General features: G+C 39.5%; 18 protein-coding genes, 3 tRNA genes and 5 pseudogenes. 14 read left to right on the top strand and 12 right to left on the bottom strand.

The annotated features are described in order from the left end of the window. Positions 1–130: 130 nt before the first annotated feature. From FTT72_RS11370 to FTT72_RS11360, 3 genes are all read left to right on the top strand, one after another. Positions 131–790 (top strand): hypothetical protein, encoded by a 660-nt coding sequence (locus FTT72_RS11370; protein WP_180178397.1) that lies wholly within the window; start codon positions 131–133, stop codon positions 788–790. Continuing rightward, positions 760–1317: a GGDEF domain-containing protein gene (locus FTT72_RS11365; RefSeq protein WP_180178396.1), complete on the top strand. Its 558-nt coding sequence runs from the start codon at positions 760–762 to the stop codon at positions 1315–1317. Before FTT72_RS11370 ends, FTT72_RS11365 begins: the two co-directional genes overlap by 31 nt. A 144-nt stretch (positions 1318–1461) precedes the next feature. Beyond that, on the top strand, positions 1462–2796 hold the full coding sequence (locus FTT72_RS11360; RefSeq protein WP_180178420.1) for a GGDEF domain-containing protein: 1335 nt from the start codon (positions 1462–1464) through the stop codon (positions 2794–2796). A gap of 45 nt (positions 2797–2841) precedes the next feature. Here FTT72_RS11360 and FTT72_RS11355 read toward each other — a convergent pair whose 3' ends face one another. The 3 genes from FTT72_RS11355 to FTT72_RS11345 all read right to left on the bottom strand — a co-directional run bounded on the left by FTT72_RS11355 (position 2842) and on the right by FTT72_RS11345 (position 6140). After that, positions 2842–3777 (bottom strand): restriction endonuclease, encoded by a 936-nt coding sequence (locus FTT72_RS11355; protein ID WP_168378829.1) that lies wholly within the window; start codon positions 3775–3777, stop codon positions 2842–2844. A gap of 159 nt (positions 3778–3936) precedes the next feature. Continuing rightward, complete coding sequence (gene guaA, locus FTT72_RS11350; RefSeq protein ID WP_078194056.1) at positions 3937–5505, bottom strand: glutamine-hydrolyzing GMP synthase; 1569 nt, start codon at positions 5503–5505, stop codon at positions 3937–3939. A 212-nt stretch (positions 5506–5717) separates the two neighbouring features. Continuing rightward, positions 5718–6140, bottom strand: a complete 423-nt coding sequence (locus FTT72_RS11345; RefSeq protein ID WP_180178395.1) for a DoxX family protein — start codon at positions 6138–6140, stop codon at positions 5718–5720. A 194-nt stretch (positions 6141–6334) separates the two neighbouring features. Here FTT72_RS11345 and FTT72_RS11340 point away from each other — a divergent pair, with 194 nt between their 5' ends. Continuing rightward, on the top strand, positions 6335–6961 hold the full coding sequence (locus FTT72_RS11340; RefSeq protein ID WP_078191514.1) for a DedA family protein: 627 nt from the start codon (positions 6335–6337) through the stop codon (positions 6959–6961). A gap of 19 nt (positions 6962–6980) precedes the next feature. Here the strand turns inward: FTT72_RS11340 and FTT72_RS11335 are convergent, their stop codons facing one another. From FTT72_RS11335 to FTT72_RS11315, 5 genes are all read right to left on the bottom strand, one after another. Continuing rightward, complete coding sequence (locus tag FTT72_RS11335) at positions 6981–7574, bottom strand: LysE family translocator (RefSeq protein ID WP_168378830.1); 594 nt, start codon at positions 7572–7574, stop codon at positions 6981–6983. A gap of 307 nt (positions 7575–7881) precedes the next feature. After that, complete coding sequence (locus tag FTT72_RS11330; RefSeq protein ID WP_078191516.1) at positions 7882–8286, bottom strand: hypothetical protein; 405 nt, start codon at positions 8284–8286, stop codon at positions 7882–7884. A 13-nt stretch (positions 8287–8299) separates the two neighbouring features. Then, positions 8300–9136 (bottom strand): ParA family protein, encoded by an 837-nt coding sequence (locus tag FTT72_RS11325; RefSeq protein WP_180178394.1) that lies wholly within the window; start codon positions 9134–9136, stop codon positions 8300–8302. A gap of 63 nt (positions 9137–9199) precedes the next feature. Then, complete coding sequence (locus FTT72_RS11320; RefSeq protein WP_168378832.1) at positions 9200–9592, bottom strand: SirB2 family protein; 393 nt, start codon at positions 9590–9592, stop codon at positions 9200–9202. Between the two features lie 8 nt (positions 9593–9600). Continuing rightward, complete coding sequence (locus tag FTT72_RS11315) at positions 9601–9912, bottom strand: BolA family transcriptional regulator (protein WP_078191519.1); 312 nt, start codon at positions 9910–9912, stop codon at positions 9601–9603. A 242-nt stretch (positions 9913–10154) separates the two neighbouring features. Here FTT72_RS11315 and FTT72_RS11310 point away from each other — a divergent pair. From FTT72_RS11310 to FTT72_RS11290, 5 genes are all read left to right on the top strand, one after another. Continuing rightward, positions 10155–10227: transfer RNA gene (locus FTT72_RS11310), tRNA-Gly, on the top strand. A 47-nt stretch (positions 10228–10274) separates the two neighbouring features. Then, a tRNA-Gly gene (locus FTT72_RS11305) sits at positions 10275–10350 on the top strand. A gap of 46 nt (positions 10351–10396) precedes the next feature. Then, positions 10397–10472 (top strand) — tRNA-Gly (locus FTT72_RS11300). A gap of 349 nt (positions 10473–10821) precedes the next feature. Next, positions 10822–11139, top strand: a complete 318-nt coding sequence (locus FTT72_RS11295; protein ID WP_180002657.1) for a helix-turn-helix domain-containing protein — start codon at positions 10822–10824, stop codon at positions 11137–11139. After that, on the top strand, positions 11136–12425 hold the full coding sequence (locus tag FTT72_RS11290; protein ID WP_180178393.1) for a type II toxin-antitoxin system HipA family toxin: 1290 nt from the start codon (positions 11136–11138) through the stop codon (positions 12423–12425). Before FTT72_RS11295 ends, FTT72_RS11290 begins: the two co-directional genes overlap by 4 nt. A gap of 17 nt (positions 12426–12442) precedes the next feature. Here the strand turns inward: FTT72_RS11290 and FTT72_RS11285 are convergent, their stop codons facing one another. Then, positions 12443–15790 (bottom strand): DEAD/DEAH box helicase, encoded by a 3348-nt coding sequence (locus tag FTT72_RS11285; RefSeq protein ID WP_180178392.1) that lies wholly within the window; start codon positions 15788–15790, stop codon positions 12443–12445. 247 nt (positions 15791–16037) lie between these two features. Between FTT72_RS11285 and FTT72_RS11280 the strand changes: the two are divergent. Continuing rightward, positions 16038–16274: pseudogene (locus tag FTT72_RS11280) on the top strand (hypothetical protein); the annotation flags it as partial. A 29-nt stretch (positions 16275–16303) separates the two neighbouring features. Here the strand turns inward: FTT72_RS11280 and FTT72_RS11275 are convergent. Then, positions 16304–17653 (bottom strand): annotated as a pseudogene (locus FTT72_RS11275) (fructose-specific PTS transporter subunit EIIC); the annotation flags it as partial. A 12-nt stretch (positions 17654–17665) separates the two neighbouring features. Between FTT72_RS11275 and FTT72_RS11270 the strand changes: the two are divergent. After that, positions 17666–17809, top strand: a pseudogene (locus FTT72_RS11270) (IS4 family transposase); the annotation flags it as partial. A gap of 420 nt (positions 17810–18229) precedes the next feature. On the opposite strand, the gene FTT72_RS11265 reads toward FTT72_RS11270, so the two are convergent. Continuing rightward, positions 18230–19849: an oleate hydratase gene (locus FTT72_RS11265; protein WP_180164537.1), complete on the bottom strand. Its 1620-nt coding sequence runs from the start codon at positions 19847–19849 to the stop codon at positions 18230–18232. 383 nt (positions 19850–20232) lie between these two features. Between FTT72_RS11265 and FTT72_RS11260 the strand changes: the two are divergent. Next, a pseudogene (locus FTT72_RS11260) lies at positions 20233–21323 on the top strand (IS4-like element ISAba33 family transposase). A 119-nt stretch (positions 21324–21442) separates the two neighbouring features. Then, positions 21443–21577: pseudogene (locus FTT72_RS11255) on the top strand (IS3 family transposase); the annotation flags it as partial. Positions 21578–21685: 108 nt separating this feature from the next. Here FTT72_RS11255 and FTT72_RS11250 read toward each other — a convergent pair. Continuing rightward, positions 21686–22222, bottom strand: coding sequence for a hypothetical protein (locus tag FTT72_RS11250; RefSeq protein ID WP_180166167.1), 537 nt, complete (start codon positions 22220–22222; stop codon positions 21686–21688). A 143-nt stretch (positions 22223–22365) separates the two neighbouring features. Here FTT72_RS11250 and FTT72_RS11245 point away from each other — a divergent pair, with 143 nt between their 5' ends. Next, positions 22366–22623 (top strand): helix-turn-helix domain-containing protein, encoded by a 258-nt coding sequence (locus FTT72_RS11245; protein ID WP_120368469.1) that lies wholly within the window; start codon positions 22366–22368, stop codon positions 22621–22623. The last annotated feature ends 332 nt before the right edge of the window (positions 22624–22955 follow it).

Here is a 22955-nt window from a genome sequence, read left to right as displayed (position 1 = left end):
TTTGACCAAACAACACCAAATAATTCACAAATCCTTGAAATAACGTGTTTAATTTTAAATAAAAATGATATAGATTATTTGAGTTACATAAAATTACATACAAGCCATGCTCACCCGTCGGTAATCTTGCATGATCAATGAGTATAAGAAAGAATCACGTGCACTGATCCAAAAAGCCTTGAAAGGAACCGTTGTTCGCGTTCCTGCTCAATTTCGTCAAGAATTTTTCCACTACCATCGTCGTCAACTTTTTAAATTCTTTTTCCAAGTCAACATCGTTGCACAATTGGCCTATCTCTCTTATGCCATAGCGGATTGGTTTATGTTGCCCGATGTGGGCTTGCTCGCGATAGGCTTAAAAATGGCCTATACCTTACTGATGATGGGCATCACATGGGGCATTTATACATATAGCAAGAGCATTTTACTCTTTGACTTGATGCTTCCCCTATCGATCGTTGGTGCTTCTGCGCTGTGGTTTAGCCTACTCAATTTATCCAATAGCCCCGATGTGCCGATCTATTTATATGCATCTTTGGTTTTTATTGTGTTAGCCAATTTATGTGTGCAAATCCGCTTTAAGGCTGCTGTGCTCATTTCTCTATGTATCAGTCTAATTTTACTGATTGGGGTGTATTTCGCCATTTCTGGCAATATCCATCAACTGCAACTGTTTATATTGATCTATTCGCCCGTATTGTTATTTAGTTTGTATATCAGTTGGAATTCAGTTGGAATTCAACGCAAAAATCCAGAATTGTGTTTTTACACAGTAAACTCGATCAGTTGAACCGCGAAGCGCTCAATATTATGGCGCATACCGATGTGCTGACTGGCTTAAACAATCGACGTCAATTTATTCAACTTGCCAATTATCATATTCATCATCAGTCCAAACCGTTACAGCCACTTTCATTACTGATTTTTGATGTCGACAAATTTAAAAATATTAATGATCAGTTTGGGCACTATATTGGTGATCATGTTTTACAACAAATTGCCGAAACGTGCCGACATACTTTACGTAGCCAAGACATCATTGCCCGCTTCGGCGGTGAAGAGTTTATAATTCTTTTACCGCAGACACACCTGCGTCAGGCTCAAGACATTGCCGAACGTCTGCGACGGGCAATAGCCGATGATTATTTAGAACTTGATACACTACAAAAACTTAAATTTACCGTTTCAATTGGTGTTGCCGAATTTGGTCAAAAAAACCGAGATTTACAAAGTGTAATTCGCATGGCCGATCAGGCACTTTATCAAGCAAAATTTGCAGGACGCAATCAAATTTCAACTTATAAAACAGCAAGTTAATAATATATTTTGTAACAATCATCAGACGATTTTTTATCATTCATTCGAAAAATCCCTAGTTTCAGGTAGATATTTTTGTGTGTTTTTTGTTCATAATTTGTCCTAAGCCATTTATGGAGAAGGGACATGTCTGTTGATGTACGAATGAGTTCTCGGACTAATTCGTCTGCTCAGGAAGTTCGTAAAAATCATACTCATACTTTGAAACTTTCTGAGTGTGATCTTGCCAATCGTGCCGAGATTGAACAAGCCATTGCAGATCCTTTTGCACGTATTCCTACGCAGTTTAGAAACTATTTTCTACAACATCAGTATGCCCATCAGTTACCTTATTTGCGTCAAGTGAACTACATGGCGCAGATTACGTTTCTTCTTTATTTTTTTGCTGACATTTTTATTATTCCAGACATGTTCTTTTGGTCAGGCCTTTCTCGAGTTGCCCTGATTATTGTGGCTTTATTGGTTAGCTTTTATTTATTTAAATACAAAAAAGACATTCGTGTACTCGACATGATCTTACCGATCGGGACGGTCTGTAGCACCGCGATTTGGATTGGCTTATTACTGGCTTCAAATAGCCCAATGGTCTCGTCCTATATCTATGGTGCGGCGATCTTTATTTTAATTGCCAACGTCTGCGTACAAACACAATTTAAGCCAGCCTTGTATTGTTCGGGCCTCATTTCGCTATTGGTATATTTTGCGGTGAGTCAGCTTTTATCATGGCAAGAAGCACTGATTTTTGTGGTGGTGTCTATTCCTGTTTGGATGATCAGCATTCATATGAGCTGGAACAATACGCTCAATGCACGACGTCATTTTTTACGCACCCTGCTTGACGATTGGAATATGCATACGCTGAAAAATCTAGCGCATACAGATGAGCTCACCCAGTTATATAACCGTCGTCAGTTTGTTCAACTGGCTGAACATCGCATCCATGAATGGCCAACGCCTGCAAGCACTTGCTTATTGATGTTTGATGTCGATCATTTTAAACATATTAATGATAATTACGGGCATGATGTTGGTGATCAGGTACTGCAATGTATCGCTGAAACCACCCGCAAAGAAATGCGCCAAAAAGATGTCTTGGCTCGTTTTGGTGGCGAAGAATTTATTGTGCTTCTGTCGGAAACGCAAATACAGGATGCAATGTTGATCGCGGAACGTATTCGTTTAACGCTTCAAAATCAATCTTTGCTGAATGTCGCAAATCACCCGATCCAATTTACCGTTTCCATTGGTGTTTCACAGCTTAAATCACATAAGCAAAATCTAACTGAACTGATTAAGCAAGCGGATATTGCGCTGTATCAAGCAAAAGAAAATGGCCGTAACCGTGTAGAGCGCTATGATTCAAGCATGAAACCCGAACGTAAATCGACGAAATCTTGGCAGAGCTTTACCCATAAAGCGAAGCCTAAAGCTGAACCGAATAATGAAAGCGATAGTAGTTGGTCAATTGTTTATAAATAGAATGTTGAGATATAAAAAAGGACGCCGAGGCGTCCTTTAAGTTTTTTAAAAACTATCTTCATCAAAACGATCTTGATCTATTTTATAAATATGGAAACTTCTTTCAATTTGAATACCCAAACCAAATTCAATCATGAGAGATGTAAGCTTGTCACCATCAACTAAAACAATGCCTGATTTCTTTGCTGACTCAATTGCTTCTTTACTAAAACTAGAAGTAGTAATAAATACGCCCTTTTTCGCCACTTGATCAGCCAAAGCTCCCTTAAACTGTTGAATGTCAGGGCGCCCCACCGTATTTTCCCAACGTTTAGCTTGAATATATATTTTATCTAAACCTAAACGATCTTCACTGATAATACCGTCAATGCCGCCATCACTGGTTTTACCTATTGCTTGGGCTGCGTCTTGATGTGAACCGCCATAACCCATTATTACCAACAAATCGACAACTAATTGCTCAAAGAATTTTGGAGAATTACTTTTAATTTTATTTAATAGCTCATCTTTAATTGTTTGATTAAGCTCCTTTGATGATTGTTCGATTATTTCTGCAGGCGTCAAATGTTCTGTTTGAATAGATGTAGCATGCTCTTCTATTAGAACTAGATTTTGAATATTTTTATTATGGTTAGAACCAATTTTATAATCAGAAAACCCTTCAAACTGCATCAAATACTGATTAGTTATATTGGATAAGCTGGACAAATCAATAGACCAACCTAACGTACTTAATTCGCAAAGACCACGTGATGGTTGTTGTATCAAACCTGCTTTAACCAAATATGTTTTCGCCCAGCCAACACGATCATAAAATACTGTTTTTGTACCACTAGATAGCCTTAAATTTAAATCAGCTTCAGATAACCCAGATCTTTCAGCTAAAATTTTTGTGGCAGAACTTAATTTTATTGCCTCTTTTTGTTCTGCTAAAAGTTTCATTAATGGAAGCATCAACTGATCGTATGTAGGCAATGACATTTAACTTGCTCTTTTTAAAATAGTATTTTTCATAATTATAAACAAAAAAGGACGCCGAGACGTCCTTTTTATTAGAATTATCTAGGTTTCCCTAAATAGCCTCAAGCATAGCTTTCGGCGTAATTTAGGCAAGAAGCTTCGCTTCTTGAAATCCCTAAATTACTCCCACTCAATCGTAGCAGGTGGTTTAGACGATACGTCATAAACAACACGAGAAACTTCTGCAATTTCGTTCATAATACGTGTAGAAATCTTGTCTACAAGATCATAAGGAAGGTGTGCAAAACGTGCAGTCATAAAGTCCACAGTTTCTACAGCACGAAGCGCGATTACCCATGCATAACGACGGCCATCACCCACCACACCAACAGATTTCACAGGTTGGAATACAGCAAATGCTTGTGCAGTTTTGTCATACCAACCGCTTGCACGAAGTTCTTGCATGAAGATGTCATCTGCTAGACGAAGGATGTCAGCATATTCTTTTTTCACTTCACCAAGGATACGCACACCTAGACCTGGGCCTGGGAATGGATGACGGTAAAGCATTTCAAATGGAAGACCAAGAGTTGTACCTAAACGGCGTACTTCGTCTTTGAACAAATCACGGATTGGCTCAACCAATTCGAATGCTAAATCTTCAGGTAAACCACCCACGTTGTGATGTGATTTAATCACGTGTGCTTTACCTTGTTTGCTTGCCGCAGATTCAATTACGTCTGGGTAAATAGTACCTTGAGCAAGGAAGTTCACACCGTCAAGCTTACGTGCTTCTTCAGCAAAAACTTCAATGAATTCACGACCGATGATTTTACGTTTTTTCTCTGGATCAACTTCACCAGCAAGCGCTGTTAAGAAGCGATTTTCAGCGTCGGCACGAATCACGCGAATACCCATGTTTTTCGCAAACATGTCCATCACTTGCTCGCCTTCGTTCAAACGAAGTAAACCGTTATCTACGAATACACAAGTCAATTGGTCGCCAATCGCACGGTGTAAAAGTGCAGCTACAACAGATGAATCTACGCCACCTGAAAGACCCAATAGAACTTTTTGATCACCAATTTGCTCACGCAGTTGTTCTACGCGAAGATCGATAATGTTTTCTGAGTTCCACAAGTTACGGCAACCACATACACCATGTACGAAGTTAGACAATAACTCAGCACCTTTCGCAGTGTGTGTCACTTCTGGGTGGAATTGGATACCGTAGAAACGACGTTTTTCATCAGAAACCATCGCCACTGGGCAGCTTGGTGTGCTTGCAGTAATTTGGAAACCTTCAGGAATTTGAGTCACTTTATCGCCATGACTCATCCACACTTTTAATTGGTCTTTGGTATCTTCAAGATCACCAATTAAAGCATCACGGACTTTAATATCAACTTCTGCATAACCAAATTCATGCACAGTACCTGGCTCAACTTTACCGCCAAGTTGTTCTGACATGGTTTGTAGACCATAGCAAATACCTAAAACAGGTACACCAAGTTCAAATACAACTTGTGGTGCGCGCGGACTACCTTCTTCATGAACACTTTCTGGACCACCTGAAAGAATGATCCCGTTTGGGTTAAATGCACGAATGTCTTCTTCAGACATATCAAATGCGTACATTTCTGAATAAACACCAGCTTCACGTACACGACGTGCAATAAGCTGACTATATTGAGAACCGAAATCCAAAATCAGGATACGGTCTTCAGTAATTTGGGTATTGGTAGTCATGGCAAACAACTATGCAGGCAACGAATATAAGCGCCGTATTCTAACATTTTTCTTGGACTTTCGCACACTATTCGGACAGGGACAAAAACCACAAGCGAAACGATGTTTTTTACAACACATTTCAGGGCTTTATTGATTTGCTTTAAATCAGCGATAGACATGAAAAAAGCGGCAGAACGCCGCTTTGATGGATGCTCAGAGTCGTGATCATTTTATTTTGATTTTTCAATCCAATGATCAAAACTGAATTTACCAGCACCATGCAGCATGAGAAATAATAAGCCGCCAGACATCGCCAAGTTTTTCATAAAGTTAATGCCATCTTCAGCACCACCATGGAATAAAAATGCAGTGATTAAACTAAATACGGTTAGACCTAGCGCCGCAAAACGCGCTTGAAAACCAAACAATAAAGCTAAGCCGCCACCTAGCTCGACTAAGATAGTAATCGGAAGAAGCCCAGCTGGCACACCCATTGACTCCATATAACCTGCGGTTGCAGTGTAAGAGGTAATTTTACCCCAACCTGCCACAATAAAAATATAAGCCATCAAAATACGTGCAACGAGACTGATTACCGCATTGATTTGCGGCTGTTGACTCAGATTTTTCACCACTAGATTTGGATTAAACATACTGAAACCTATTTTTAATACTGTTCAAAAGATGTGCTTAGATTAGGTCGTTTCTTATTCTCTTTAAATATGCTTTTATAATACTCATCATTCCATATATAGAACGATTTTACTGATAATTAATTACGTTTTAATACTGACTTTGCTGCCCCAGACTGATAGCATCAGACCACTATTTTACACATATAAGCCCCATGGAACTGATTGATTTTATACTACATGTTGATGACCATTTACTCGAGTTCATTACCAATTATGGCGTATGGATTTATGCAATTCTGTTCCTGATCATTTTTGTTGAAACCGGTTTAGTGGTCATGCCCTTTTTACCGGGTGACAGTCTTCTGTTTGCAGCAGGCGCGCTCGCTGCGTCAACAGGTGCCATGGATCCATGGGTTTTGGTGATTTTGCTGTTTATCGCTGCGGTCTTGGGCGACACGCTGAATTACCATATTGGTAAATATATTGGCCCACGTGTCTTTGAAATTGAATCACGCTTTATTAACCGTCAACATTTGGTCAATACGCAAAAATTCTTTGAAAAACACGGTGGTAAAACCATTATTTTTGCCCGCTTTATTCCTTTTGCACGAACCTTCGCACCTTTTGTCGCAGGTGCAGGCAGCATGAACTACAAGTACTTCCTGACTTTTAACATGATTGGTGCGATTTGTTGGGTCGGCTCATTTATCACTTTAGGCTATTTATTTGGCAATATGCCCATCGTGAAAGATAACTTCACCCATCTGATCTTTGGCATCATTATTATTAGTGTTTTACCGGGTGTGATTGGTTTTATTCGAGCAAAATTAAAGAAATAAACCGATATGGTGAACGCCTTTAAGCAAAAAAGCGCAAAACCACGGGAAACATACATAAAATCAGCATCAGGGCCGATCCTTTATACAGAAGATCGGCCTTAATTTTTTGGGTCTTACCCGCCAAAATCGTCCGTCCAAATGACATCCAAAACAACGCAACTGGTAGCAAAACCACGCTAAATACAGCGAAAACCAAAATAAAATTTAATGGGCTAGCCCAAGTTTCAATTGGGAAAATACCTGCAGCAAAAAGCAACGCTTTAGGATTTTTTAACGAGGAAATAAATAATTCACGTGGTTGAATTGAAGGATGTTTTTGATTGTACTGATGTAAATGCGTCGATTTCCACAAATGAAAAGCCAACCATAAAACATAGGCAATACTGAGAAAATGTAGCAAGTGAATTAAATTCGGCCACACTGGAGCGCTTAAATGAATAATCAACGCCCACAAATTAATGGCATAGAAATAGCCCAATAATTCTGCAGGAATCAGCATGCACGTCTTTGCAATGCCTTGTTGATGTGCAGAGCTTGCCATTAGTGCATTGCTAGGTCCCGGCGTCATCATCACCGCAATCATTGCCAATACAAAAAGCCAACTCTCAATCATGAATACCCAGACAATGTTTCAAAGCGCACACCTTAGCCGAAATGAATTTAAAAAAACAAGTACGCGCTAGGTCAGTTTTATCCTTGTACAAGTCAATGCACTCACGCTGAATGTTCAAGACCAGAAGGAAGTATTGAAATACACCAATAATATTTAATTTAATTTTTTCATAGATTTAAATATTTTATTGGCTCTAAACAGTGCAGTTTATTTGGCTCAAAAAAAATGCCAGTAGACGCCTCACCTACTGACAAATTTTATTACACTTTTCTCATAGCACAGGCCTAAGCCTCAGCTCATGATCCGCTTATGATTTTGCTGCGGTAGCCGAATTTGCGCGAACGATAATCGGACAACCTTTAAATTTTGCTGCCTGTACAATCGCTTCTTGCTCACCTAGAACGCGTGAAAGTTCGGTACGTTTGGTATTTGAAGATTGTCCCATATTGACCGAAATACTCGGACCAATTCCCCAACCTCCACGGCTGCCCCAGCCACCACCAAGGCCTACACCCACACCAACGCCTGTACGCTTCGGTGTTTCTACACCATTTTGAATATAGTCGTGGATTCGGTTGTATTCGCTTTGCAATTGTTGGCAACTCAAAGACTGATACTGTGTAGGTGAAACATAGCTTGGTTTTGGCGTACTTGCACATGCACCCAATACAACAGCAGTGAAAGCAACTAGACCACATTTAAGTGCATTCATACTTTTCTCGATACTACTTTTGCTCAATTTCATTGAACAATGATTGATAGGCTTGCGTCAATTTATGATCTGCAGCCAAATGGATTAAAGGTTGATTTTTATGATGAGATTCTTTCATCAGCACCGAAGGCGGTAACATGCTGTCCAATACAGGAAGTCCTTCATCTTTGAGTTGTTGTACAACTTCGCGCGGCAACTTCGCCTGTGCCTGAAATTGATTGACCACAATGCCTTCAATTTCTAAATGATCATTATGATCATCCTGCGTTTCTAACACATTTTCGATCAGGGTCTGTAAGGCACGTTTTGAAAACACATCGCAGTCAAATGGAATCAGCACGCGATCTGCCGCAATCAACGCAGATAAGGTAAAAAAGTTAAAGGCCGGCGGTGTATCAATAAACACTCGATCATATTGACCGCTCATCTGCTGCAAAGCATCGCGGAGTTTGTAAATTTTATGCTTAGATTCTAAGGCATGTGCCAACGCGCCTAAATTTGGACTGGCAGGAATCACATCTAAACGTGGATACGGCGATGCATGCACATAGCTTTCCAAACCTTTGGCACGACCTTTCAAAATCGAACCGATGGCATTTCCCAACAAACCTTTACTTTGTTGTGTCCCCAAGACTTCTTCAAAATAATTTTCAATATTGGGTTCAAGTGCAGGCTTATCTGCCGAATACGTCGCATCATCCCCCAACAAATATTGACTTGAATTGGCTTGTGGATCGAGGTCAATTAACAAAGTCTTTAAACCTTGTGCTGCACTAATCGCAGCCAAATTGACAGTAATACTCGATTTTCCTACTCCACCTTTTTGGTTAAAGACCACACGCGTACGCATTCAAAACCCTCTAATCTTTGTTTTTCTACTCAAGCCTTGAAATCGGCCATGTGGATAAGCCATTTATCCAAAAACTGGTTTGATTATAACCAATGTAATGATGAAAATAAGTGCAATAGCTGCAATAAATAAGCCCGCACGGCGCTGAACCAATAAAATACTGTCATCTTTTTTATACGCTTTAGATAAAGAAGACAGCAGCACCAAAAACAGCACAACTTTGGCATAGAACCATGGCTGCACATCAAAGTTCTTCATAAACAATAAGATAATTCCAGTCACGGCAATTAATGTCATTGAGCCATGTTGCAAAGCAACAAAAAACTTCCGCCCTGCCGGATTGGGTAAATTGCCCTGCGTCCCTTTAAACAACGTAAAAGCACGAATGAAAATGGCAGCACAGCCTAAAGCCACACCACACATATGAATGATTTTAATGATTAATTGCGTTTCCATGGCTCACCTTAAGATGACTTAGGTGCATGCGCACATTCAGGGCTAGTGGTGTCTTGACCTTTCCATTCTTCGGGTAAAAACGCATGAATGGCCAAGGCATGAATTTGCCCCGGACTAAGTAAATCACCGGCTGCGGCATAGACTTTTTGATGACGTTGCACCAAACGCAAACCTGCAAATGCCTCACTCACGATCACTGCTTTAAAATGCGACTCTTTACCTGGGAAATAACCTCCATGACCTGCGGACTCATTCACCACTTCAAGATGTGTAGGCGCTAATGTCTGTAGACGCTCAATTAATTGCTGTTCTAAACTCAAAACGGCTCTCCCAAATTCAAAAAAAGGTTTAACTGATCTTAGTATAGCCTGTATTTGTTCAAGTTCTTGTGTCGCAAACTTGCTGAAACCATCTGAATTGCATGATTTCATCAAAATGGAAGCCTTTGACCTGCAAAAATCTTCCGAATTTCAAACAAATTGTTTTTATTTTATGCAAACGATGCACAGATTTTCATAAAGTTATTGACCTGAAAAATCCTTAATGTATTATACGTGGCTATGCGGGAATAGCTCAGTTGGTAGAGCATAACCTTGCCAAGGTTGGGGTCGGGAGTTCGAGTCTCCTTTCCCGCTCAAAATTTTTTCATTCGGTTTTTTATTTAAAAAATTGGATAGACTCCGCGGGAATAGCTCAGTTGGTAGAGCATAACCTTGCCAAGGTTGGGGTCGGGAGTTCGAGTCTCCTTTCCCGCTCCAAATTTTTTTCGATTCAGTTTTTTAGTAAAAAAACAGGATAGACTCCGCGGGAATAGCTCAGTTGGTAGAGCATAACCTTGCCAAGGTTGGGGTCGGGAGTTCGAGTCTCCTTTCCCGCTCCAGATTCTAAAAGCCTCAGTTGAATGACTGGGGCTTTTTTATTATTGTTTTATTCAATATTTTACTTCATAAGAAATTTTTATACTTAAAAAAGTAAGTTTACAAAAGTGCTCTTTCAAAACTGTGAACAAAAAACCGTGTAGATGATGCTCCAGAGTATCAATCATACAAGATAAAAAAAACTCCAAAACAAAAGATAGTATTAGCTACTACTAAGTGGCTTATGTTAGACAAGATCAGCTTGCCTAGATCCTAAATATTGATGCCGCGGAGCCTGTTAATAATTTCTGTCATTGCTTCTTAATAAAAAAGCAACTAATATGATTCTTATACCACCAAAAAGCAATAAATATGTCTACACTAAATAAGTCTTTACTACAGCAAATCAAAAAAAGACGAACCCAATTGGGCTTAAAGCAAGTTGATATGCAATCCCGTACAGGCATTTCAAGACAGCAGTACCAAAAACTGGAAAGTCAGGGCAACCCTCGATTAGAGACCTTAGAAATTATAGCGGCAGGATTAAATGCTCAACTGATGCTCATCCCTGATGATAAGGTTCATTTGATCAGACAATTATTGAATGATGAAATTAAAGTCACTATTGAAGATCAGGATGACTTAATGACTAACCCATGGAAGGGTCTTCTCGGAGGAGAGGAACCATGAATACTGTTGCCGTCCTGAAATTAACATTACATCACGGTATCGTTGGATACTTGGCAGGATTTCAGAGCGGAAAAAATATTCTGGTTTTTACAGATTCTTTCCGCTCTGATCAGCAACGCCCGACCTTGAGCCTGTTGACTTCCCCCTTGTATCCTCAAGTGGATAAGATTTTAGAAAAGACCTATGTTACACATCAGCGTTTACATCCCTTGCTATCAAACTTACTACCAGAAGGTGCATTACGCGAACTGATTGCACAAAGCCTCAAAGTACATATAGACAATGAATTTCAGTTATTGGCAGCTTTAGGTCATGATTTACCTGGAGCACTCATTGCGACTCCATTAGATCCAGAAGAAATTCCAGATGAAATAAAATTCAAATTGCAGATCTCTAATCCAGATCAGATCTTAAAGCAAGAGATCCGAACAGATAATAAGTTTTCCTTGGCCGGCGTCCAAATGAAGTTTTCCATGAAAGCCAAAGATGGGCGTTTTACACTAGTCCAGGCAACGGAATCGTCTCTACTCGGGGACTGGATTGTCAAAACTCCTTCTTCCAGACATGCTTTTGTTCCGCTAAATGAATATTCTATGATGAGCCTTGCCAAAATGGTCGGAATAGATGTCCCTGAGATTCGCTTGGTGGATATGGCACTCTTACAAGACCTTCCACCATTAAATTTACCCCAAGAGCAATATGCTTTTGCAATCAAAAGATTTGATAGACAGAATACTGCTGATACTACAGAGCTTATTCACATCGAAGACTTTGCTCAGATCTTCGGTGCATATCCACAGCAGAAATACAGCACCACAAATTATGAGCAGATCGGTAAGATCATTTATCAATTTTCAGATAACAAAATTATTGATATTCAGCAATTTGCCAGCCGCTTACTTGTCAATATTTTACTCGCCAATGGAGATGCGCACTTAAAAAACTGGAGTATGATTTATCATGATAAAAGTGCACCCAGATTATCTCCCGCATACGATATATTAATGACCAGTGTATATATTGAAAATGAGCGTCATTTCGCATTAAATCTTGCCAAAAATAAAGATTGGTATTTAGCTGAGATGAAACACTTTGAAGAATGGGCTGAAAAAGTCGGTGTTCCATGGCGTGTTATTGAAAAACAACTTCACGCAATCATGGACAAAGCACGGTCAGTATGGCCAGTGCTATTACTAGACTTACCTATGATTTCTATTCATAAAGAAAAATTAAGAGAACATTGGAAAAAATTGCATCCAGACTTTCAGATACTTACAGATGATTAGGGTAATCTGAAACCAAACTAAAATTTCTCAAACAAGTTCATCACGTCATTTTCCGTCAGTTTCGCTTCTCCCTCATGATCTGTGCTTAGAATAGACTGTGCCAGTTCTGCTTTATTCTGCTGCAAGGCAATAATTTTTTCTTCTATGCTTTTATTGGTAATCAGCTTATACACAAATACCGGCTTGTCCTGTCCAATCCGCCATGCACGATCTGAAGCTTGATCTTCAGCAGCAGGGTTCCACCATGGATCATAGTGAATGACCGTATCTGCGGCAGTTAGATTCAGACCGACCCCTCCTGCTTTCAGACTGATTAAAAATACCGGCACTTGTCCAGACTGAAATGCTGTAATGACTTCATCTCGCTTTTTGGTCTTTCCAGTCAGCTTCACATAGCCAATTTTTGCGTGATAGAGCTGTTGTTCAATCAGTTCCAACATTGAGGTAAACTGAGAGAAAATAAGAATTTTTCGTCCCTCTTCCACCATTGGAACAACCATATCCATCAACTGTTCAAGTTTGGCAGAATACGCCTGCCCGGTTTTAACTGAATCCAGTTTCAGCAAGCTAGGATGACAACAGACCTGACGCAGCTTCAGCAAGGCATCTAAAATTTGGATTTGACTACGCTTAAAGCCTTTTTCTGCCACAATTTTCTGAATATTTGCCTGCATCGTGGCGCGAACAGCCTCGTATAGCTTGGATTGCTGCTCATTCATGTCAATATTGACTTCAATCGTGGTTTTTTCAGGCAATTCCTTGGCAACGTCAGTTTTCAAGCGACGTAAAATAAAGGGTTTAATGCGGTTTACCAACTTTTGCCTTAACTGCTGATCACCGCGTTTTTCAATAGGATAGCGGTACTTTTTATTAAAGATTTCTTGTGAATATAAAAATCCTGGCATTAGAAAATAAAATAGTGCCCACAGCTCACCCAAATGATTTTCCATAGGTGTACCGGTTAGACATAGACGATGTCGCGCTGTTAATTGCCGTACTACCTGTGCAGCTTTGGCACGCGGATTTTTAATATTCTGCGCTTCATCCAGAATGAGTTGATGATATTCATATTGCTTTAGTTGCTCTTCATCTCTCGCCAAGAGCGGGTAGGTGGTTAACACAATGTCATAGTGTGAAATCTGCTCAAAATACTGATGGCGGTCGGGGCCTTGTAGCAGCAGTACCTTGAGCTCAGGGGTAAATTTTTCCGCTTCTTTGAACCAGTTATGCATCAGCGATGTGGGTGCAACAATTAAGGCGGGTCTGTCCTGCAAATGACCAGCCTGCTTTTCCATGAGTAAGTGGGCTAAAGTTTGTGCTGTTTTACCCAAACCCATATCATCTGCCAGAATCCCGCCATGCTGGGTTTCCCTTAAAAACTGTAACCAGCCTAAGCCCTGCTGCTGGTATAGACGCAACTCCCCCTGAAAACCTTGTGGTGTTGGCAGTTGTTGCTGATAGCCTTGTTTGAATTTATGTACAAATTTCTGCAGGCGATCACTGACCTGCCATGTCATCCCAAGATTATGCTGCAATTCTAATAATTGACTCGCATCATAGCGATCAATACTGCGCTCTTCTTGCTGTAAAATGCTCTGCAGATGCAATAATACCGGCTTAATATCCCTAGCGGATAGCGCCAAATCAGGTTGATCAACTGCAGTTTTCACGGTGAAAATTTGACTGTCATTCAGATGACCAAAAATCCGTGGATCAAGTAAATCAGGCTGTTCTTTCACCAAAGCCACAAGTGCATCGAGTAAATCATAGCTATTGCCTGCACTGTCCTGAACGGTCGCCCCGATATTGAACCAGTCTTGTTGGCTTTCAGATTCAGTGATGGAAATATTTAAATTTTCAACATATTGCAGCTTAAATGGGCTGTGTTCCAGATGCTCTATCTGCCATCCAATCAATTCAATTTGATTGATGGGCATCAGCTGTTTGATCCAGTCTCCATAGAACGCAAAAACCATAGAATCAAGACGTTGTTTATCCAGTTTTAATTGCTGGTAATAATTAAGATCTTTTACCCACTTCAGTGATTCGACCAATAGCTGTAAACGCTGGATTGACTGTTGTTCCTGAACTAAGTCCCGAAGCTGTCGCACCATTTTGCCATGCTGCTCACCAATAAAACTGTCACCTGATGTACCTGCTTTTATTCGCCCGCCTGCATAGGAGAATTCAATTTCGGCACAAACAGACTCTTCCCATTTCCAATGAAGTTTATCTACAACACCAAAGCGTAAAATGGGCTGGGGACTACCCTCAAGAACCTCAATATGCTGAATAGACTCGGGCTGAGGCAGATTTTTCACGTCTGAATATTGATGGCTAAGCTGCTCAAACTCTGGCAAGAGCGTAGATGGAAGATCAGGCATCTGTAAAAAATGGTACAGAAGATTTGCCGTATATTCACCATATAACTGGCCCACCGTATTCTGTTGAATATCCACATAACATGGTGGATGGCTTGCGAGAATCTGAATATGAGGATTTGATTTTAAATCGAGTCGAATATCACCATTGACCAATTCAATATTTAAATGCTCTGTCTGTTTGTTTAGACCTTGTTGCCAGATCAGTTCGATGTGATAGCCTTGTTCTGACCATTGAAGTGCAGCATGGCTCTTTTTTTGCCAGTACACATCGCCACTTTGAATAAAAGATTTGAAATGCTCCGATAAAATGCTGGAGATATCAAGATTGCTTTGATAAAAGCGTTCGTCGCTGTTTATTTTGGCGTAATAATAAATCTGGTTAAATAATTGTCGTTTTTGTTCAGGTAAAGTCAGATGCTTTCTGGTGATATTTTCATATTGGGTATAATAACTTTCCCCTGCAATTGAGCCGTTTTTATTGCGTCTGGCTTTCTGCACATCAACTGTCAATTTCTTTAAGCTGACCGACTGATCTAGCAGGTAAATTAAATAATTGTTTGTTTTGACAGATTGCTCTGGTTCAGTCTGTTGTAAATACCGTTTAAAATCATTCAACCAGCGCTGCGCCTGATCATCCCCCCATCGGCGTTTTGCGATTCCCTGCGGAGATTGAGATTCAGCATAACGCTGTTGAAATTCCTGACGATATTCTTGAAAGAATAACCGCGCTAAAGCAGCAGCATGTTTACAGTTATATCCAACTGGACAAGTGCAGTCATCATCGATTAAACGGTCTTTTTTAAGATTATAGGTAATCGCGGTATCGTAATAATCTGTCCCTTCAATTTGGGCATACATCGTAACCCCGTCTTTTTCCTCAAAGAACTCAATCGTTTCCCTATCAATGTGTTTAGCATAGCTCAGACTGCGCTGAAGAGTTGCTGTACTAAAGCGAGATAGAAAATTGATCAATGAGGACATAATTACCAGAAACCAAAAATGTTTATACAATTATAACGGACAAAGCTGTCATTTCAGAACAGTACTGCTCGCCAACGTATCAAAAGGAAATAAATCCATGCTCAAAAACTTAATGTTTACTACAATGGATGGGGTGAATATTGGCTTTGGGGTACATTGGTCTCCTCAACCGCAATCACAGGTCGGCCATTAATCGCCTTTGAATACAGTGCAGAAGCGATCAGTAAAGGTTTAGAACTTTCCTCCACATCAAATGGATATCATGGGTGAGGCACTGAATATTCCTCGACAAGCTCTTGTGAAACTTGGTACTCAGGAAGCGGAACTTTGTGTCCAAGAAGTTGATGAAATTATTGGCTCGATTTGTAAGGTTACAATCTGATTCAGCAATATCGCTCATGACCTATTACCTGGACAAATTCAAGCAGAGACTCTCCAACTGATCCAAAATAGGATTGAGCATAATATTCATTTATTGCACTAAATAGCTTTCACAAAGCTTCTATGAAGGGCTTATTCTAACCGTTGTTTTATTACGGCATAAGCTACACCAGTCACCACACTTCCAATCGCAATCGCCAATAAATATTTTAATGGATAATTCATCGCATTCGGAATGATCAGTACCATTACACCGCCATGAGGAGTGACTAGTTCACATTTAAATAATGCAACCAAAGCCCCAGTTACAGCACCACCTGCGATCGCACATGGAAGCACTCGAATCGGGTCTTTGGCAGCAAACGGAATAGCCCCTTCCGAAATGAAACATAGGCCCAGAACTACAGCAGCCTTCCCTGCATCTTGCTCAGGTTTGGCAAATTTATGCTTTGCTAGAAAAGTTGCAATTGCCATACCCAATGGCGGTACCATACCCGCAGCCATGGTAATCGCCATCGGTCCGTATGTTTGTGACGTAAGTAAGCCCACCGTAAAGGCATAAGCCGCTTTGTTTATTGGGCCCCCAACATCAATACACATCATACTCCCAAGGATAACCCCCATGATCATGGCATTGGTCGTCCCCATATTGGCAAGGAAGTGTGTGAGTAATTCAAACAATTGTGCAACAGGCTGTCCAACCACATAAATCATGATTAAACCAACAGCTAAACTGGCCAATAGTGGAATAATCAATATTGGTTTTAATGCTTCTAGGCTACTCGGGAGTTTAAGCTGTTTCGATAAAAATAACGCAATATAACCTGCAATAAAACCTGCAACTAATCCACCGAGAAAGCCTGCCTCTAATTGTGTGGCAAGTAAACCGCCAATCAAACCTGGAGTTAAACCCGGACGATCCGCAATAGAATAAGCAATGTAACCTGCCAGCATAGGTACCATAAGAGTAAATGCTGCAGCACCTATTTGCTTTAAGGATGCGGCAAAGCTTCCTTCAACAGGATTGAGGCCAAACATAAACGAGATGGCAATGATCAAACCGCCCGCCACCACCATCGGCAGCATGAAAGACACCCCTGTTAAAAGGTGTTTATAAATTCCTGTTTTTTCTTTGTTTTCATTTCCTGTCTTAGTGGCTATTTGCTTACCCGTTTCAAGCACTTTGGCCTCAGCAATTGCATTTGCAAAAGTCTTATCCGTTTGCTTAAGGGCAAATCCTGTACTGCAGCGATATACACGTTTGCCTACAAAGCGATCTGTATTGACCTCAATATCCGTTGCTAAGATCACCACATCTGCTTTGGCAATACTTTCTGCCGATAAAATATTTTTAGCCCCAACCGATCCTTGGGTTTCAACATCAATCTGATAACCGTGCTTTACTGCACCTTGTTGTAAGGCTTCGGCCGCCATAAACGTATGCGCAACACCAGTTGGACATGCTGTAATGGCGACAAACCGTGTAACCCCTACATTTCAGTAAGTTTATTTCGCTACGGTTTGGACTATGTTCAAATGGCTATTCTACGTTTGATTGGTTTTGGAAAAAAAGAAGAATTTAAGAAAGTGCTAGCAATTTTAAGAAAGAAAAAGCCTGATAGGACAAGGATCCTATGAAATTTGTCGTGTACAGAGGTAATTTTTATGAAATCTAAAATCATGAGAAAAAGATAGAAAAGCACTTAGTCAGTTTCGGAGTATTATTTAAAACGTGGAGATGTTTTTCCTATGTTGATTAGTCAATTTATTTACGAATGAGGTATAAAGTTTTATCTAATTTTTCTTTTTATCCAATTTAAAATTAGGTGCGTACACGGCCTCAACTTTCAATAAAGTATAAAAGGTGTTTGTGTAGGCAATACCCTTACTTTTGATAAGCCAAAAGAAAGCAAAAGCCTTTGTTACCCATACATAACATCCCTATTATGATGGATAACGTGTGGCATCCCTGCCACACTCGTGTATCCAAACGTTGCTTAAATTAAACTATGTAATAGTGGCGACATAAAGGTGCTCTTATCGCTATATATTAAAAACTTAGTGGAACACTGTTTCTAAAGCTTTTAAACCCACTTTGGGATCAAGTAGACCGTTGTAAATTTCAGGGATTTCACGTTCCACCCCAAAAAATTCATAAATGGCAAGCATCGCCCCACGAACTGAATATTCCACAGTAAAGACCACGTCATCTTCAATTTCCACAAACTGTCCAAGGAAAGCAAAGTTTTGTGAGCCTTGTGGAATTACCTGTGGACGATCCCCCGGTTTACGGCAGGCGAATAGGGCAGAGGCGTATGGCATCATGGCGGTAGTAACATCAGTCGTTGCCAAAACATGATCTAAAATGTCGTCAAAACCGAGCTGTTTAATCAGTTCTGTTAGGATTTCTTGCCCCGTGGCTTCGGACATTGGTTTTTTGATGTAATCGCCTATATGGTCAATTTGGAAACCGTAGCCCCATAAGGTATATAAACCTTCAGGTAAGTCGGCAAAGTGTGGCTGTGCAGGAACCACGATGGATAAATGCCAACCCGACTCATACCAAGTCATGAGTGCGCCTGTGCCTGGTTCATTGTCTGTATAGTCAATAATACGTTTAAGTAGCACGTCATCTTTCATGGTCAGAGTGAAAGACTCCCACTTATGTTCATCGACATTGCCATAAAAAGTCATTGGACGGCCAAAGTCTGGGGCTTTTTGTGCCAGCGTTTCCCAAAGCGTCCAGCCATGATCTTCTCGATGACGAATAAGAGCAGGCACGTCATGATTACCGCCATAACGTGAGTCTGCTGTAATAGAGCCTAAAGTGAAAATAGCTAAATCATTGGCTTTCAGATTAATTTGCTCTGAGCCTTCAGGCAATTGTACATATAGGCGTGAAGCGTAGCGTTCTTGAGTTTCAGCATTGGTAATGAAGTCTGCATCTGTGACATAGTGTCCAAAACGCACATCGACGCCTTGTGCGACTAACCAACGCTGTAGGGGCAGAATCATCGAGTCATATTGGTTGTACTTGGTACGTTTCACACCCGCTAAGGTATGAATGCGTGGCAATTCTTGAATAAAACGCAAGAAATAGCGTCTTAACTCTGCTGCACTGTGCCATTTTTGAAAAGCGAAAGTCGTGCGCCACATGCGCCAGAAATTGGTTTCAAAAAAGGTTTCATCAAAAAACTCATCAATGCGGCGACTGCCAATTTTTTCTTCTTTTGAAGCTAATAGGCGCAGCATCTGTGCACGATGTAGCGTATTCAGACCAAGCTTTGCTGCATCCGCAATGACATGTTCGGCATCAATCAACCGTGCATTGGCGTGGGTTTTCACTTTTTCATTAAACTCACGACATTCTTCACGCACCGAAATGTCTGGATTTTCCAAAGATGGAATACTGGAAAATAAGTCCCATAGGCACAAATAAGTTTCATCGGTCAGCATTCGCCCACCACGTGTTACCCAAGCTTGCGCGGCATGCGGTGTATGTCCACCATCCATCGAACCACCTGAAATATCGAGTTCTTCTAAAATATGGATATTTTTGGCAGGGACTTTGGCATCACGGATTGCAAATGCAGCAGCAGCCATACCTGCGATACCACCACCAATAATCCAAAGATGGGACTGTTGCGCGTCTAATGGGGTGCGCTTCTTATTTTGCATGGTTCACCTTTAATTATGATGTTAAAAATTATGAAGTAAAAAAATTGGTTTAGAAAAACCTTAAAAATAGTATGTCTTTTTATATATGAAAAATGTATGAAATGGGAAGCAATCCCCTCATTATATTTTGTAATCAAAAATAGACGTATGATGGCTATTTTTAATACACATTTGTCTTTTTATTAAAATTGAATATGATCTAAATAATTGATGTTAATGTTTATTGTTGAGTAATTGCTCTATTGTTGTTTTCACTATGCCGTATGCTAAATTTCTTTAAAAATAGGCTTTTTATTTATCATTAAAAAATATCTTTGTACACGACAAAAAAAGATAACTCATTGAAATAATGGCATAATACTTGTTTTCTGACGACGAATATGATGACACATTTCAATGAGTTACATCTCATCTTAAACAAATATCTAAAGTGGAACAAGTCACATGCAAAATGTTTTACACTGATTATGCTTGCATTAATTGTAAAACAGACATGTAATCTTTCTTCTGCATCTAAAGCCTTACCCATCAAGTGATTACCACAATCATTTTATCGACGTATACAACGCTTCTTTGCAGATCAGTATTTCGATTATCGTCAAATTTCTCAGTTAATTTTCAATATATTTTCATTCGATAAAGTCCAATTAACTTTGGATAGAACTAATTGGAAATGGGGAAAACGAGATATTAATATCTTGATGTTAGCCATCGTCTATCGTGGAATAGCGATACCTATTGTTTGGACATTGCTCAATAAACGTGGAAATTCAGATACAAAAGAGCGTATTGCTTTGATTCAACGCTTTATCTCCATTTTTGGTAAAGATCGTATTGTGAATGTGTTTGCAGACAGAGAATTTATCGGTGAGAAATGGTTTACATGGTTAATTGAAAATGACATTAACTTCTGTATACGTGTTAAAAAAACTTTATTGTGACCAATCACTTAGCCAAGAATCATAAAATTAGTGATTTATTTCGTCATCTTCAAGTTGGTCAAACTGAATGTCGTAAACGACGTATTTGGGTTGGTCGAGTGAAACTGTATATTAGTGCGCTACGATTAGAAGATGGAGAACTTTTACTTGTTGTTTCTCCTATGTTTAATGCTTCTGCTATTCGTGATTATGCATTACGCTGGGAAATCGAAACGTTATTTAGTTGTCTCAAAGGACGTGGATTCAATCTTGAAAATACTCGTTTAACAGACCCTAGACGAGTCAAGAAATTGATAGCAGTGCTAGCTATCGGTTTCTGTTGGTGCTATTTAACAGGTGAATGGCAACATGATCGGAAAAAAGCGATAAAAATAAAGAAGCATGGACGACTTTCAGTAAGTTTATTTCGCTACGGTTTGGACTATGTTCAAATGGCTATTCTACGTTTGATTGGTTTTGGAAAAAAAGAAGAATTTAAGAAAGTGCTAGCAATTTTAAGAAAGAAAAAGCCTGATAGGACAAGGATCCTATGAAATTTGTCGTGTACAGAGTCTGTGTTATAGCGTTTTAAAACATCAGACTGCCTATCAAAGAGATTATTTATTAGCCGAATAATCTCAAAACCTGATTGACTACCAAGACGGTATCTCAGGTCGCTGACTTCACATATATTAAAACTCATTCAGATTGGGTCTAAACCACATTTATTATTGATGTTTTTTCATGTGCAATTGTTGGCTGGAAAGTATCAACACGTAAGAATACAGATATGGTGCTTGATGCGCTGAGTTATGTATCGTCTTTTGAGCTTGAAGCAATGTACGATTATAAGATTAACCCGTTAGGTCAGGTGGCCTAACTTAAATAAAAAAGTCTCCGACAAACCCGGTACGGTTCATTCATTTCTTTCCTGAATATCTCCATATACACCATAACTACATTTTTTATTGCCAATCCCTCTGTCCGTTATAATTACAGTGAGTTCATTGATATTTGGAACAGCAAAAACTTGTGCTCTTATGTCCTTTTCGTTGGATACTGTTTCAAGTAAAACAGACCAACTATCATCATTATCTCCTGGCGGCTCAGTGATCTCAGCAGGAGATTCTATATCAAAGAAACGTCCATCAAATGGAGACGCTTTAAATGCCTTAATAACTCTATCCCTGAAAAACTGATCATGAGCATATAGTTCACTAAATGAAAAATTACATCCTGAAGGAAGACTCATATTTCCATCATCACTAATAATTAAATTATCTAAACATTTCTTAGAAACCATTTTTTTCAGACTACTTGTCTTGTTTTTACTAGGCTTTACTTCAGGTGCTATGCCTGCATAAGCATTACCACTTACATGAAGTGCCAAAGTCATACTAGATAGCAACAGTAAATTTTTAACGCCCTGTTTCCCTTTATTAAATTTCCCCATTTCAGCCCTCTTTTTTTGATATATGAATTTATTTCCTTAAATAAAATTATCTGTATTAAGGATAAAAATTACATATTATTAATGTATTAGTGAAGTTTGCACCCAAAACAGGTGCATCCTAACACGCACCTATTATAGGTGCAATGAATAATATTACTTTATCAATTCACTCAGATGAGTATGTTTGGCTGCGTAAGCTTTTCATTCAAAAGAGAAATGAACTCGGACTTTCCCAAAGGGCGCTGGCAGAGCGTTTAGGCATCATTTATTCATTTGTTGGGAAAGTGGAAACAGGTGATCGAAAATTAGATATTTTTGAATTTATTCATTATTGTGAAGCTTTAGAATTAGATGCGAATGAAATTGTCAGCCAACTCATTTTATTAAAAAATAAAAGCTAAAATTATTTCATTTTTTTATATGACCCCCTATAACTTGCCGTTAATCCTATAATTCTTAACACCCCCTGCACTCTCCCAACCTAATCATATATTCTTTTTAAACAAATTAAAAAATGGAGATTTGCAATTCAATTACAAATACCACGCTCAAAATTTTTCACTACCGTCAGTACGAATTATGTAGTAGAACCTAAAGAGCGCTTTGAGAGATGGATCCGGAAATTTGAACAACTCCTATAAGTGATACTCTGCTGCTCAAATGATGTTATAAACATTAATATATGGAGTATTTTATGGCACGTAGACCAAGAAGAAATCATTCAAACGACTTT

The sequence above is a fragment of the Acinetobacter sp. YH01005 genome (assembly GCF_013420465.1).
Classification (GTDB): Bacteria; Pseudomonadota; Gammaproteobacteria; order Pseudomonadales; family Moraxellaceae; genus Acinetobacter; species Acinetobacter amyesii.
This window is presented reverse-complemented; position numbering and strand designations above follow the sequence as displayed.

What these genes read in the sequence shown, in the direction of transcription:
- FTT72_RS11370 (WP_180178397.1), top strand. Translation starts at nt 131, where the DNA reads ATGATCAATGAGTATAAGAAAGAATCACGTGCACTGATCCAAAAAGCC.
- FTT72_RS11360 (WP_180178420.1), top strand. Translation starts at nt 1,462, where the DNA reads ATGAGTTCTCGGACTAATTCGTCTGCTCAGGAAGTTCGTAAAAATCAT.
- FTT72_RS11355 (WP_168378829.1), bottom strand. Translation starts at nt 3,777, where the DNA reads ATGTCATTGCCTACATACGATCAGTTGATGCTTCCATTAATGAAACTT.
- guaA (WP_078194056.1), bottom strand. Translation starts at nt 5,505, where the DNA reads ATGACTACCAATACCCAAATTACTGAAGACCGTATCCTGATTTTGGAT.
- FTT72_RS11345 (WP_180178395.1), bottom strand. Translation starts at nt 6,140, where the DNA reads ATGTTTAATCCAAATCTAGTGGTGAAAAATCTGAGTCAACAGCCGCAA.
- FTT72_RS11340 (WP_078191514.1), top strand. Translation starts at nt 6,335, where the DNA reads ATGGAACTGATTGATTTTATACTACATGTTGATGACCATTTACTCGAG.
- FTT72_RS11335 (WP_168378830.1), bottom strand. Translation starts at nt 7,574, where the DNA reads ATGATTGAGAGTTGGCTTTTTGTATTGGCAATGATTGCGGTGATGATG.
- FTT72_RS11330 (WP_078191516.1), bottom strand. Translation starts at nt 8,286, where the DNA reads ATGAATGCACTTAAATGTGGTCTAGTTGCTTTCACTGCTGTTGTATTG.
- FTT72_RS11325 (WP_180178394.1), bottom strand. Translation starts at nt 9,136, where the DNA reads ATGCGTACGCGTGTGGTCTTTAACCAAAAAGGTGGAGTAGGAAAATCG.
- FTT72_RS11320 (WP_168378832.1), bottom strand. Translation starts at nt 9,592, where the DNA reads ATGGAAACGCAATTAATCATTAAAATCATTCATATGTGTGGTGTGGCT.
- FTT72_RS11295 (WP_180002657.1), top strand. Translation starts at nt 10,822, where the DNA reads ATGTCTACACTAAATAAGTCTTTACTACAGCAAATCAAAAAAAGACGA.
- FTT72_RS11290 (WP_180178393.1), top strand. Translation starts at nt 11,136, where the DNA reads ATGAATACTGTTGCCGTCCTGAAATTAACATTACATCACGGTATCGTT.
- FTT72_RS11285 (WP_180178392.1), bottom strand. Translation starts at nt 15,790, where the DNA reads ATGTCCTCATTGATCAATTTTCTATCTCGCTTTAGTACAGCAACTCTT.
- FTT72_RS11265 (WP_180164537.1), bottom strand. Translation starts at nt 19,849, where the DNA reads ATGCAAAATAAGAAGCGCACCCCATTAGACGCGCAACAGTCCCATCTT.
- FTT72_RS11250 (WP_180166167.1), bottom strand. Translation starts at nt 22,222, where the DNA reads ATGGGGAAATTTAATAAAGGGAAACAGGGCGTTAAAAATTTACTGTTG.
- FTT72_RS11245 (WP_120368469.1), top strand. Translation starts at nt 22,366, where the DNA reads ATGAATAATATTACTTTATCAATTCACTCAGATGAGTATGTTTGGCTG.